Genomic DNA, 12,663 nt, shown 5'->3' on the forward strand with positions numbered 1-12,663 from the left:
TTATCGAGCAAGCGTCCGAGCATTTTGCTCAGGCGTACACGTGCCGGCATTGACCATATGTCGCAAGGCTGAAAGTCTATGGTCAATATCTGCCCGGAGCCACCATGGCTGACAGTGCTTTCGTTGCCCTGACCCATTCCTCGACCCTGCGCCGCCTGCTCTATGAGGCCCTGGCCGCGCTGGGACTGGATCCGACCGACACCTACCGGCGCGCCTATGCCGGCGTGCCGCTGGCTGCGCCTTTGCTGGAGGCGCGCGAGGATCACGACAATGCGCCGCGCTTCTGGCAGGCGCTGGAGGGCATCAGCGGTGACGTCGATATCGGCCTGCATCTGGGGGAGGTGATGCAGCCACGACCGATGGACGTGGTCGGCTATCTGCTGCTGGCCGCGCGCGATCTGCGTCAGGGCTTGCAGGCCTTTGTGCGCTTTCAGCACATCCTTTCCGGTGGCTTCGCCGCGCGACTGGAGGAGCGGGACGACGACGTGCGCCTGGTCATCGACCTCAACTACCGGGATGTCGGTTCGCTGCGCCAGCAAATGGAATGCCTGGCCGTGCTGCTGAGCAAGATGCTGGCGGCGGCCGGTGGCGAGCTACCGTTACTGGGTGTCGACTTTCGCCATCGTGCACCGCGCAAGCTCACCGAGCATCGTCGTCTGCTGGGCGTCGAGCCGCGCTTTTCGCAGTCGCACGATGCCCTGATCCTGCCGCGTGCGGCACTCGCCCGGCCCTCGCGCAGCGCCAGTCCGCGACTCTTCGAGGTGCTGAGCGAAGAAGCCGAGAAGCAGTTGGCCGGGCTGGTGGAGAATCAGTTGCTGGCACGGGTGCGCTACTGGCTGGAGCGCAACCTGGGCAGCACGACGTGCAGCCTGGAGGCCTGTGCGCTGGCCTTGAGCTGTCATCGTAGTGCGTTGCAACGGGCGCTGAGCGAGCAGGGCAGCAGCTTTCGCGCGCTGCATGATGAAGTCCGTCGCTTGCGCGCGCTGCGCTTGCTGGAGCAGGGGCTTGGCGTGCGCGAGGTGGCGCGAGCCTGTGGCTTCGCCGAGCTGTCGCCGTTCTACCGCGCCTTTCGTCGTTGGCAGGGCGGCACACCGCGTGGCTTGCTATCGCGCCGCGCGACAACGGGCGAGTGAAGGGCTTTGTAGGGAAAGGTAGTCGCCTGTTGCGTTTGCTTGACCATTCGCTGATCAGGGGCGGCGTAACCCACCACCGGCGCCACAGGCTGTATCGCCTGGTGGGTTACGCGGCTCACAACCACTAGGTGTTTGGTGTTCAGCTCCGCTAACCCATCTTACGGTCATGCCTGGTTGTTCAGTTCTCGTTCTTCTTCGCCCATTCACAGAAGCAACCCACTGCCAGGGTGTTGCTGGCATCGACCTTGCGGCCTGCGGCCAGGGCTTCGAGTATGGGTTCGATGAAGCTGTTGCTGGAGTTGCACACCAGCCCTTCGCTGTAGGGGCCGAAGTAAGCCAACTGGCCCTGTTTGTCCCAGATCGCCACGGCCGGGCTGGCGGGCAGGTCGGCGCTACCGGGCATGGCGTCGATGGGGCGCAAGGCTGCCAGTTCAGCAGGCAGGCGGCCCTGGCTGCCCGGTTTCTGCACCACGTGGAACTGCACGCCCTGGGGGGCGTAACGTTCGATCAGTTCGGCCAGGTGTTGCTGATTGCCGACGTTGCAGGGGCAGGCCGGATCCCAGAAATGCACCAGACGGATCACGCCGGGGCCAGCCAGTTCGTCCGGCAAACGCAATTCTGCCCCGGCAAACACCGCCGCTCGTTCGTCGAAGGTGCGCAGGTAACGCGTTTCGAACCAGCGATAAGCCAGCAGCATGCCGCCCAGCCAGACCAGGGCAAGCAGGGCGAGGAGCAGATTCTTGCGCGAAAGACGGGGCATGGAATGCGCTGGGCTGAAAAAGGGCGTGTAGCTTGCCACGATGCGCCCGGCAGCTGAATATCGCAGCAATCGAGAGCGCTACTCCTGAAGCTTCTCTCGAAGCCTCCCGCAGCCTATGGAAAGCCCCATGTCAGAGCCGTTTCAACCCGATCAATTGCGCCCTTTGCTGCGACCCTTGGCCGCAGCGCGCCTGGAGTTGCCGGCGCTGCAGGCTTATCGCAGTTTCTACGGGTTCGACCTGGGCGCACGTTTTTCCGGGTTGGATAACCGGCTCGGCAGCTTCAATGCTGCCGGTTATCAGATCGCCGTGCAGCTGTGGGCGCCCGCCGAGCCGCGTGGCACGCTGCTGCTGTTGCACGGCTATTACGATCACATGGGGCTGTATCGTCATGTGGTCGACTGGGCGCTGAGCATGAATTTCGCGGTACTGGCCTGCGACTTGCCAGGACATGGGTTGTCCAGTGGCGCGCGTGCCAGCATCGGGGACTTCGCCGAGTACCAGCAGGTGCTCAATGGCTTGTTCGGGCAGGCCGCCGAGCTGGGGTTGCCGCAGCCCTGGCATCTCTGCGGGCAGAGCACCGGCGGCGCGATCGCGCTGGATTACCTGCTCACCGATGGCAAGCGTCCGGAGCTGGGCCAGAGCATTCTCCTGGCCCCGCTGGTGCGGCCACGTGCCTGGGGCTGGTCGAAACTCAGCTACCGCCTGCTCAGCCCGTTCGTGCGGGAAATTCCACGGCGTTTCAGCGACAACTCCAGCGACACGACCTTCCTTGAGTTCGTACACAATCGCGACCCGTTGCAGCCGCGCAGCTTGCCCACGTCCTGGGTCGGCGCACTGACGCATTGGGTGCCGCGTATCGAGGCGGCGGGGCGTAGCGAACACAGCCCTCTGATTATTCAGGGAGAGGCGGACATGACCGTGGACTGGCGCTACAACCTCGACGTGCTGCAGGACAAGTTTCATCAACCGCAGATACTGCGGCTGGCAGACGCCCGCCATCACCTGGCGAACGAGAACGAGGCGTTGCGTAAGCGCTATTTCGATTTTCTGCGCGAGCGATTGGCGTAAGGGCTGTGGCACCGTGGGGCGTACTCGGCTTTGGCCTCCTGCGTCGCTCTACCTCCTGCATCCATGCAGTCGTCGCGAAGCAGTACGCCATAGGTTTTGGCGGCGGCAAAGAGTGGCGGACTGTTCGCTGCGCTCCTAGCGGCCGGCGTTCCGGTTCGGCCTACTCACTAGATTCCCTGAGGTGCTGGCTCCAGGTCGGCGCTGCTCATGCCTACCGCCAGGCCGGCACGAAGAGCGGCCAGGGCGGCCTGGTAATAGGCTTTGCCATCTGCCGACTGGGCGAACTCGACGAACTGCTCCAGTTCCGGATCGCTCAGTTCGCGGTAGACATGCAGCAGGGTGTTGTCCAGATCCTGCTCGATCTGCGCCATCAGCCGTTCACGCTGGCCATTGAGCAACCCCTGCGCCTGGCCACCACCGAGCAGGCCGGGAATCATCTGGCTGAGACTGTCGGCTGCCACCCCGGCCAGGGCCAGGCTGACCTCGGCGCCAGCTTCCTTGGCTGGCAGCGCCTGCGCCAGATGGCGAATCAGCAGGCGGCGCGTGGCGTCGGCCTCGGTGCGCGGCAGGCCATTCTCGTACTTGGCCAACTGGTCGCGGCGTGTAGCCAGCGTTTCGGCGGCGACGATCTTGCGCCCCAGCTCGGACTCGAAGAAGGCCAGCGCCGGCTGCGGATCGGCCAGCTCCAGGCTCAGGCTGTGCCGGGCGCGCTGGTCGATGGCGGCGGCAGCGAAGCGGCGATTGCTGTTGTCCACCAGCGCCTGATACACCACGGGCGGCAGCGTGCTGCGGTAGCGCTGCTGAGCCGCGTCGAGGGCCTGATTGAAGTGTTCGCGTTGCTGTGGCCAGCCGGCGGCCTGATACAGGCGCAGGTGATCGTCGGCCAGGGCCGGCAGGGTCAGGCCAAATAGCAACAGGGCAAACACAAAGCGCATCGAGAACTCCTTGGCAACTATCCTGGCCGGCCGCAGGGTGCTGCGGCCGGCTATTTTCGGCGGCTGGCCGAGGCTTGTCGAGCCGTGAGGCGGCGCTGATACAATCGCCGCCATGAACGAATCCGACCAGCAAGACCGCTTTTCCAGCCTTATCGACGACCTCGCCAGCCAGGGCTGGTCGCAGCGGGCGTTTTTCGCTCCAGAAGTTCTGACCCGCGAATTGGCCGTCGAGTGCCGTAAGCGTGCGCAGAGCGGCGAACTGAGTGCCGCCGGTGTTGGTCGTGGTGGCGCGCAGCAAGTGCAGGAAGGGATTCGCGGTGATCGCATTCAATGGCTCGAGCCTGGGCAGAGCGGCGCCTGTGACCAGTATCTGCAATTGATGGATGGCCTGCGTCAGGCGCTCAACCAGGCGTTCTACCTGGGGCTCGAGGACTATGAGTGCCACTTCGCCTGCTATGCGCCGGGTACCTTCTATCTGCGCCATCTCGATCGTTTTCGCGATGATGATCGGCGCACGGTATCCGCGGTGTTCTATCTGAACGAGGACTGGCAGGTCGAGCAGGGTGGGGCGTTGCGCCTGTATCTGCCTGATGAGCGTGAGCATGATGTGCTACCGCAGGCCGGCACCCTGGCGCTTTTCATGTCCGGCGAGGTGCCCCACGAAGTGTTGCCGGCCACGCGCGAGCGGCTGTCACTGACCGGCTGGTTCAGGCGGCGAGGTGGTGATGTGCTCTGAGCCCAGCGGGCGCCCTGCGCAGTAGTTCTGCGCGGTCGCGCGCTGAATTTGTCAGTGGCCCCAGACCTTGATGGTGCCATTGATATCGCGGATATCACGCAAGGCGACGTTGCCGATGCTGGTATCGCCGATATACAGATCGCTCGCCAGCCGGGCGCGGATCACCAGCTTGCCCAGTGGGCCGAGCTGCTGGTTGATCGCGGTCAGGTTGGGCAGTTTCAGTTGTAGCTGGCTCTGGCCATTGCTGCCTTTGACCACGTCCACCTCCAGGGTCGGTACTTCGAGGCCGAGAATCGGTACGCTGGCGCCCAGTTGTGCCGCCCCGAAAGCATAGCCATCGCAATCGGTGGGTTTCAGGCAGCCGTTGTCGATCTTCACGTTGCGCAGCGACAGGCTGCCCCCGTCGTCCTGCCAGCGGATCTCGTCGATACGCGCCATCAGATCGAGGCGTATGGTGATGCCGGCCTGGCCGCTGATCTGGCTGAGGCTTTCGTCTTCCAGCGCCTGCATGGCAGCCTGGGTGGACGAGGCGAGCAGCGCGGTACTGCCCAGCAATGCGATGGCGAGGGTGCGAAGTGGTTGGGGCATGGACGTTGACCTCCCTGGTTGGCCGCGCAAGTCTGGTGGTGCCTTGCGCTGCGCGCCATGGGGCAGGGCCGCTTCCCGCCGAAGGATAGGCCGCAAGGGCTCTGAACACGTGGCGTACGGTCGTTTCGCTGGATGCCAGACCAAGGGCTGACGGCGGTGTTACCGGCGGTTACTCTGGCGCCGATGCAAGGGAGAGACTCGATGCAGAAGATATTGGTCAGCCGCTGCCTGCTTGGTCATCGGGTGCGTTATGACGGTGGTGCTCATGGGCCTTTCGATCAGCTTCAGCGGTGGCTGGACGAGGGGCGCGTCGTCGCGCTGTGCCCGGAAGTGGCCGGCGGTTTATCGACTCCGCGCCCGCCTGCGGAAATCCGCGATGGTCAGGGTGGTGCGGTACTGGACGGTCGGCTGCCAGTCCTGACGATCGAGGGTGAAGATGTCACGGCAGCGTTCGTCGATGGTGCCGAGCAGGCCGCTGCGCTGGTGCGCGAGCACGGTATCCAGATCGCCCTGCTCAAGGCGCGCAGCCCATCGTGCGGCAATCTGGAGAACTATGACGGCAGTTTCAGCGGTGTGCGGGTGCTGGGCGAGGGTGTGACCGCTGCCCTGCTGAAGCGAGCCGGGGTAAAGGTGTTCAACGAGATGCAGTTGGAGGAAGCGGCAGCCGAGTTGGTGCTGCTTGAACGGGATTGAGATGGGGCATGGCGGTGCGCGCGGCGCACCCTGCGGAATGAAAAAGGGAGACCAGGGTCTCCCTTTTTCATTTCTACAGATATCCGGAGCTCGCGAGCTAGAGCGAGACAAGGCGGGAGCGACCAAGGAGGGCGGAGTTTACGTCAGTAAATGAGCATCTCCGAGGTCGTTCCCAGCGCCGTATCGTCGACGCGCAGCAGCTACGGCTTAGAACCTGTTCACGATCTGCTGCGCGTCGGCCCTACTGCGTTAAAAACAGGCTCGGACTGCTCATTTACAGCTCGTAAACTGCGCGTCCTTGCCTGTTTTTGCCTTGTATGGCTCTAGCTCGCGAGATCGTGAACAGGTTCTTAGAACAGAACGCGGCTGCGGATGGTGCCGTTGACGTGCTGCAGCTTCTCCAGCGCCAGATCCGAGTACTCGGCATCGACGTCGATCACCACGTAACCGACCTTGTCGTTGGTCTGCAGGAACTGGCCGGAGATGTTGATGCCGTTGTCGGCGAACACCTTGTTGATCTCGCTCATCACGCCCGGGATGTTCTTGTGGATGTGCAGCAGACGGTGCTTGCCCGGATGCGCCGGCAGGGCCACTTCGGGGAAGTTGACCGAGGACACCGAGGTACCGTTGTCGCTGTACTTGACCAGCTTTTCGGCGACTTCCAGGCCGATATTGGCCTGGGCTTCGGCGGTGGAACCACCGATGTGCGGGGTCAGGATCACGCGATCCAGGCCGCGCAGCGGGCTCTCGAACTCTTCGTCGTTGGACTTGGGCTCGACCGGGAAGACGTCGATGGCGGCGCCGATCAGGTGCTCATCCTTGATGGCGTTGGCCAGGTGATCCAGCTCGACCACGGTGCCGCGCGCGGCGTTGATCAGGATGCCGCCCTTCTTGATGGCACGGATTTCCTTCTCGCCGATCATCCACTGGGTGGACGGCAGCTCCGGTACGTGCAGCGAAACGATGTCGGACATGCCCAGCAGTTCGTAAAGGTTGCCGACCTGGGTGGCGTTGCCCAGTGGCAGCTTGGTCACGGTGTCGTAGAAGAACACCTGCATGCCCAGTGCTTCGGCCAGTACCGACAGTTGGGTGCCGATGGAGCCGTAACCCACGATGCCCAGTTTCTTGCCGCGGATCTCGAAGGAGTTGGCCGCCGACTTGATCCAGCCGCCACGGTGGCAGGAGGCGTTCTTCTCGGGGATGCCGCGCAGCAGCAGGATCGCCTGAGCCAGTACCAGCTCGGCCACCGAGCGGGTGTTGGAGTAGGGCGCGTTGAACACGGCGATACCGCGCTCGCGGGCCGCATTCAGGTCGACCTGGTTGGTGCCGATGCAGAAGCAGCCGACGGCGACCAGCTTCTTCGCGCAGTCGAAGACTTCGGCGGTCAGCTGGGTGCGCGAGCGAATGCCGATGAAGTGGGCATCAGCGATCTTTTCTTTCAGTTCGTCGCCTGACAGCGCGCCCTTGAGGTACTCGATGTTGCTGTAGCCGGCGGCCTTCAGAGTGTCCACAGCATTCTGGTGGACGCCTTCGAGAAGAAGGAACTTGATCTTGCTCTTGTCGAGAGAGGTCTTGCTCATCGGAGTACCTGTTGTCCCAGGGATGTTTTCAGGGAAGGGCCGAGAAACTCAGCCAGCGCCCGCAGATCGCTACACAGCTCGATTCACGGGGTGCGTATGCTAGCATGTTCGCCTTTTTCAATGCTCGGTTGCGACCTGAATGGTTCTCAGGGCGACCATGAATCCTTTGAGAGTTCCGTAGATGACCACCCCCGCCCAGATCGAAGAGCTGAAGACCCTGGTTGAGCCCGGCAAGGTGCTGACCGATGCCGATTCCCTGGAAACCTACGGCAAGGACTGGACCAAACAGTACGCTCCCGCGCCATCCGCCATCGTCTTCCCCAAGACTGCCGAGCAGGTGCAGGCCATCGTGCGCTGGGCCAATCAGCACAAGATCGCGCTGGTGCCGTCGGGCGGGCGTACCGGCCTCTCTGCCGCTGCCGTCGCCGCCAATGGTGAGGTGGTGGTGTCGTTCGATTACATGAATCGCATCGTCGAGTTCAACGAATACGACCGTACCGTTGTCTGCCAGCCGGGGGTGGTCACCAAGCAGCTGCAACTGTTCGCCGAAGAAAAGGGCCTGTACTACCCGGTGGACTTCGCATCCAGCGGCTCCAGCCAGATTGGCGGCAACATCGGCACCAATGCCGGCGGGATCAAGGTTATTCGCTACGGCATGACCCGTAACTGGGTCGCTGGCCTGAAGGTGGTCACCGGCACCGGCGAGCTGCTGGAGCTGAACCGCGACCTGATCAAGAACGCCACCGGCTATGACCTGCGCCAACTGTTCATCGGCGCCGAGGGCACCCTGGGCTTCGTCGTCGAGGCCACCATGCGTCTTGAGCGCGCGCCGAAGAACCTCACCGCGATGGTGCTCGGCACGCCGGATTTCGATTCGATCATGCCGGTGCTGCACGCCTTCCAGGGCAAGCTCGACCTGACCGCCTTCGAATTCTTCTCCGATCGCTGCCTGGAGAAGATGCTCGGCCGTGGCGACGTGCCGGCGCCGTTCGAAAGCCGCACGCCGTTCTACGCCCTGCTGGAATTCGAAGCGCTGAACGAGGATGTGGCCAACGAAGCCCTGGCCACCTTCGAGCACTGCGTCGAGCAGGGCTGGGTGCTCGATGGCGTGATGAGCCAGAGCCAGCAGCAGCTGGAAAACCTATGGAAGCTGCGCGAGTACATCTCCGAAACCATCAGCCACTGGACACCGTACAAGAACGACATCTCTGTCACCGTCGGCCAGGTGCCGGCCTTCCTCAAGGACATCGACGACATCGTTTCGGCCAACTACCCGGACTTCGACGTGCTCTGGTACGGCCATATCGGTGACGGCAACCTGCACCTGAACATCCTCAAGCCCGAAGCGCTGGCCAAGGAAGACTTCTTCGCCAAGTGCGCGGTGGTCAACAAGTGGGTGTTCGAGATCGTCGAGAAGTACAACGGTTCGATCAGCGCCGAGCATGGCGTCGGCATGACCAAGCGCGACTACCTGCAGTACAGCCGTTCGGCGGCGGAAATCGCCTACATGAAGGCGATCAAGGCAGTGTTCGACCCCAATGGGATCATGAACCCCGGCAAGATCTTCGCCTGACGAAAAACGCCCATCCGACCGATGGGCGTTTTCGTATGCGGTGCACGATGGTGCCGCCTCGTTTAAGGTAGGACGTCAGGCCACAAGCCAAGATGTCCACAATACGAACAACACAGGAGTCGGTGATGAGCTATCAGCACCAGTACGTCGACGGTACCACCGTCCATTTTCCCATCGGCAAGGTGGTCTGCATTGGTCGCAACTACGCCGAACACGCCAAGGAACTGAACAACCCGGTACCCACCGAGCCGTTGCTCTTCATCAAGCCAGGTTCCTGCGTGGTGCCGCTCGACGGCGGCTTCGCCATCCCCGAGGATCGCGGCTCTGTGCATTACGAGGCGGAAATCGCCGTGCTTATCGGCAAACCACTGTCGAAAAAGCCGGACGCCGAAGAAGTGCGTGACGCCATCAGCGGCTTCGCTCCGGCGCTCGATCTGACCTTGCGTGACGTGCAGGCCAGGCTCAAGGAAAAGGGCTACCCCTGGGAAATCGCCAAGAGCTTCGACGGTGCCTGCGTGCTGGCGCCCTTCGTGCCGGGCGATGCCATCGAGGATCTGGCTGATATCGGCATCCGCCTGGTGATTGGTGGTGAAACCCGTCAGGACGGCAACAGCCGCGACATGCTCAATCCCATCCTGCCGATGATCCAGCATATGGCCGGCCACTTTGCCCTGCAGCCGGGTGATGTGATTCTCACCGGTACACCGGTAGGAGTCGGCGTGCTGAACAAGGGCGACGAGCTGGTGTTGGAGCTGGTCGGTCACAGTCGCTTCACTAGCCGCGTGCTATAAGAGATTCCCAGTGCCTACACGCTGAAGCCAGCCGCCGTCCAGCGGACGGCGGAACTCCTTTCGACAATGGATGTCGGATTGCCATCATGCAGCCGAGCCGTAGCCGATGCCCGCTCTCCTTCGTAGAATTCGCCGCCCCCGCTACTGGCTTTCAGGCCTGGCAGTCGTCGCCCTGAGTGCACTGGCGCAGACCCAGCACTGGGATGACCGCGCCCAGCTATGGTTGCAGGAACGTTCGACGCCGTTGGTCGACCGTCTGGCCAGTGTCTGGTTGCCCGGTTACCGCGCGGTGATCCAGGCCAAGGTCCTGGCCGGCCTGGAGAAGGACGAGACCTCGGGGCTTACCTACAACTCGCAGACCGGCACACTGTTCACCGTCACCGGCAAGAACCCCCTGTTGGTAGAACTGTCGCGTGAGGGTGAAATCCTGCGGCGCATTGAGCTCAAGGGTTTCGCCGACCCGGAAGGCGTGGAGATGATGGACAACGGTCGGATGGCCATCGTCGACGAGCGGCGCCGTCAGCTCACCACCTTCATGCTGGGCGACGACGATCTGGAGTTGAACGCGGCCGACTTGCCCGGTTTCGACCTGGGCTTCGCCGAGTCAGGCAACAAGGGCTTCGAAGGACTGGGCTGGGATTCGCGTAGCCATAGCCTGCTGCTCGGCAAGGAGCGCGGCCCACTGGGGGTGTTCAGCATGCCGTTCCCGGGGGCCGGCGGTGACGTCGGGGCCCTGCACCCGCTGGCATTCGGTAACCTCGGCCTGCTCGACATTTCATCGTTGAGCGTCGATGAGCGTACGGGACACGTGCTGGTGCTCTCCGATGAGTCGCGCATGCTGCTGGAGATCGACCGCGACGGTCAGCCGGTCAGCTTTCTCAGCCTCAATGCGGGTCTCAATGGCCTGGAACAAGGCATCAAGCAGGCTGAAGGGGTGACCATGGACGAGGATGGCAACATCTATATCGTCGCCGAACCCAACCTCTTCTATGTCTTCAGCAAACCGGCGCCGAATGCCGGTTGAGAGGCCGTGACGGATTCAGTTTCGCTTAAGCGTCGATTCAGTCTGGCTTCAGCTAGCGGCACTAATCTGACCCCGTCACTTACGAACAACGAGGTTCACACCATGAAACGTACCGCTCTCGCACTGATGGTTCTGCCGCTGCTCAGCACCGCCGCTTTCGCCACTGGTTATACCGGCCCAGGCGCTACCCCGCAGGTCACTACCGTGGCTGCTGCATTGGAAGCTGCTGACGACACCCATGTTGTTCTGGAAGGTCAGATCGTCAAGCGCCTGCAAGATGAACTCTACGAGTTCAAGGACGCCACCGGTACCATCCAGGTCGAAATCGACGACGAAGACTGGCCGGGCCAGAAAGTCTCGGAAACCGCCAAGGTGCGCCTGACCGGTGAAGTCGACAAGGACTTCAACAGCCGCGAGATCGATGTCGATCGCGTTGAGCTGATCAACTGATCGCAATGATCTGCACGCCCGCCGCACTCTCCGTGCGGCGGTTTTTTACGTGGTAGTCAGAGAAAACATCATGCGCCGTCTGCTGACCTTCAACCCCTGGCTCTATCTGTTGTTCTTCCTGCTTCTGGTCGGCGCCGTTCTGGCTCAACAGTATCGCTTGTTCGAGCGCGCCTGGTTTGTCGTCGAGGAGTGGCAGCACAGTGCTCAGTGGCGCGAACAGTCGTTGTGGCTGGGCGACTATCGTGTGGTGATCGATGCCAAGCCAATCGAAGGCATCCGCGACGTCTCGGCACTGACTTACGATCCGGATCGGCGCAGTCTGTTCAGCGTCACCAACAAGCCGGCCAAGGTGATCGAGCTGAGTCTGCAGGGTGAGCTCAAACGCACCATCGATCTGGAAGGGTTCGGTGACCCCGAAGCCATCGAATACATAGCGCCTGGCGTCTACGTGATCGCCGATGAGCGCGAGCAGCGCCTGGTCAAGGTGCGTATCGACGATGACAGTCGTGTGCTCAATGCCGCCGACTTCCAGCAGCTATCGCTGGGTATCGGCCTCAATGGCAACAAGGGCTTCGAGGGGCTGGCCTACGACGCGCAGAACCAGCGTCTGCTGGTGGCCAAGGAGCGCGATCCGGTACGGATCTTCGAGGTGCTTGGTTTCCCCCATGTCGATGAGAGCAAGCCGCTGGCGCTGCAGGTCAATACCGACCCGAAGCGTGATGCCCGCTTGTTCGTGCGCGATCTTTCCAGCCTGGATTTCGATGCGGCGACGGGCCACATGCTGGCGCTGTCGGACGAATCGCGCCTGGTGATCGAGCTGAACGCGGAGGGCAAACCGGTCAGCACCCTGTCGCTGCTGCGCGGGCAACATGGCCTGCAGCGCAGCGTGCCGCAGGCCGAGGGCGTGGCCACAGATGACGATGGCAACCTGTATCTGATCAGCGAGCCGAACCTGTTCTATGTCTTCAGGAAGCAGAACGACTAGCCGGTCTGGTCGTCCTGGGCGGCAGTTGGCGCATTCTTCTGCACCGACTCGATGCCGCTCTTGCAACTGGCGGCACTGGCGTACATCTGGCTTTGCCCGACCACCTGACCGTTGGTGGCCTTGAGCAGGAAGTAGTGCTTGTCGTTGCTCGAGCTCTTGGTCTCGAAGGCGCCCTCACGCTGTGCATTCTTCTTCACCGACTCGATGCCGTTAAGCGCCGAGTCCTTGGTCTTGTACATCTCGCTGCTAAGGATGACCTGACCATTGGTCGCCAGCAGATTGAAATGGAACTGGCCGTCTTTGGCCTTCTTCAGTTCGAACTTTCCAGGCATTTTCGTTTCTCCCT

General features: G+C 62.4%; 14 protein-coding genes. 9 read left to right on the forward strand and 5 right to left on the reverse strand.

Annotation, left to right across the window (positions count from 1 at the left end):
- Positions 1 to 104 precede the first annotated feature (104 nt).
- Positions 105 to 1,133, forward strand: coding sequence for an AraC family transcriptional regulator (locus tag C7A17_RS12615; RefSeq protein ID WP_106738360.1), 1,029 nt, complete (start codon positions 105 to 107; stop codon positions 1,131 to 1,133).
- Between the two features lie 178 nt (positions 1,134 to 1,311).
- Here C7A17_RS12615 and C7A17_RS12620 read toward each other — a convergent pair whose 3' ends face one another.
- Complete coding sequence (locus tag C7A17_RS12620; RefSeq protein WP_106742894.1) at positions 1,312 to 1,893, reverse strand: DUF6436 domain-containing protein; 582 nt, start codon at positions 1,891 to 1,893, stop codon at positions 1,312 to 1,314.
- Positions 1,894 to 2,020: 127 nt separating this feature from the next.
- Here C7A17_RS12620 and bipL point away from each other — a divergent pair, with 127 nt between their 5' ends.
- Positions 2,021 to 2,962: a phospholipase BipL gene (bipL, locus tag C7A17_RS12625; protein ID WP_106738361.1), complete on the forward strand. Its 942-nt coding sequence runs from the start codon at positions 2,021 to 2,023 to the stop codon at positions 2,960 to 2,962.
- A 167-nt stretch (positions 2,963 to 3,129) separates the two neighbouring features.
- On the opposite strand, the gene C7A17_RS12630 is transcribed toward bipL, so the two are convergent.
- Entirely contained in the window at positions 3,130 to 3,897 is a 768-nt protein-coding gene (locus C7A17_RS12630) for a hypothetical protein (RefSeq protein ID WP_106738362.1), read from the reverse strand.
- A gap of 112 nt (positions 3,898 to 4,009) precedes the next feature.
- Between C7A17_RS12630 and C7A17_RS12635 the strand changes: the two genes are divergently transcribed.
- On the forward strand, positions 4,010 to 4,633 hold the full coding sequence (locus C7A17_RS12635) for a 2OG-Fe(II) oxygenase (protein ID WP_106738363.1): 624 nt from the start codon (positions 4,010 to 4,012) through the stop codon (positions 4,631 to 4,633).
- Between the two features lie 51 nt (positions 4,634 to 4,684).
- Here C7A17_RS12635 and C7A17_RS12640 read toward each other — a convergent pair whose 3' ends face one another.
- Complete coding sequence (locus C7A17_RS12640; RefSeq protein WP_199796425.1) at positions 4,685 to 5,221, reverse strand: DUF6160 family protein; 537 nt, start codon at positions 5,219 to 5,221, stop codon at positions 4,685 to 4,687.
- Positions 5,222 to 5,422: 201 nt separating this feature from the next.
- On the opposite strand from C7A17_RS12640, the gene C7A17_RS12645 reads away from it, so the two are divergent.
- Positions 5,423 to 5,914: a 2-thiouracil desulfurase family protein gene (locus tag C7A17_RS12645; RefSeq protein ID WP_106738364.1), complete on the forward strand. Its 492-nt coding sequence runs from the start codon at positions 5,423 to 5,425 to the stop codon at positions 5,912 to 5,914.
- A 350-nt stretch (positions 5,915 to 6,264) separates the two neighbouring features.
- On the opposite strand, the gene serA is transcribed toward C7A17_RS12645, so the two are convergent.
- On the reverse strand, positions 6,265 to 7,494 hold the full coding sequence (gene serA, locus C7A17_RS12650) for a phosphoglycerate dehydrogenase (protein ID WP_106738365.1): 1,230 nt from the start codon (positions 7,492 to 7,494) through the stop codon (positions 6,265 to 6,267).
- A 181-nt stretch (positions 7,495 to 7,675) separates the two neighbouring features.
- Here serA and C7A17_RS12655 point away from each other — a divergent pair, with 181 nt between their 5' ends.
- The 5 genes from C7A17_RS12655 (at position 7,676) to C7A17_RS12675 (ending at position 12,317) form a co-directional block, all read left to right on the forward strand.
- The gene (locus C7A17_RS12655) at positions 7,676 to 9,067 is read left to right on the forward strand and encodes an FAD-binding oxidoreductase (RefSeq protein ID WP_106738366.1); all 1,392 of its coding nucleotides are present in this window, start codon (positions 7,676 to 7,678) and stop codon (positions 9,065 to 9,067) included.
- A 125-nt stretch (positions 9,068 to 9,192) separates the two neighbouring features.
- A complete protein-coding gene (locus tag C7A17_RS12660) occupies positions 9,193 to 9,858 on the forward strand; it encodes a fumarylacetoacetate hydrolase family protein (protein ID WP_106738367.1) in 666 nt (221 codons plus the stop codon).
- Positions 9,859 to 9,964: 106 nt separating this feature from the next.
- The gene (locus tag C7A17_RS12665) at positions 9,965 to 10,882 is read left to right on the forward strand and encodes an SdiA-regulated domain-containing protein (RefSeq protein WP_106738368.1); all 918 of its coding nucleotides are present in this window, start codon (positions 9,965 to 9,967) and stop codon (positions 10,880 to 10,882) included.
- Between the two features lie 102 nt (positions 10,883 to 10,984).
- Entirely contained in the window at positions 10,985 to 11,332 is a 348-nt protein-coding gene (locus tag C7A17_RS12670) for a NirD/YgiW/YdeI family stress tolerance protein (RefSeq protein ID WP_021490467.1), read from the forward strand.
- 70 nt (positions 11,333 to 11,402) lie between these two features.
- A complete protein-coding gene (locus C7A17_RS12675; protein WP_106738369.1) occupies positions 11,403 to 12,317 on the forward strand; it encodes an SdiA-regulated domain-containing protein in 915 nt (304 codons plus the stop codon).
- On the opposite strand, the gene C7A17_RS12680 is transcribed toward C7A17_RS12675, so the two are convergent.
- Complete coding sequence (locus C7A17_RS12680; protein ID WP_106738370.1) at positions 12,314 to 12,649, reverse strand: YegP family protein; 336 nt, start codon at positions 12,647 to 12,649, stop codon at positions 12,314 to 12,316. The genes C7A17_RS12675 and C7A17_RS12680 overlap by 4 nt on opposite strands.
- Positions 12,650 to 12,663: the final 14 nt, after the last annotated feature.

Origin of the sequence: Pseudomonas mendocina (genome assembly GCF_003008615.1) — a bacterium.
Lineage (GTDB): Bacteria > Pseudomonadota > Gammaproteobacteria > Pseudomonadales > Pseudomonadaceae > Aquipseudomonas > Aquipseudomonas mendocina_C.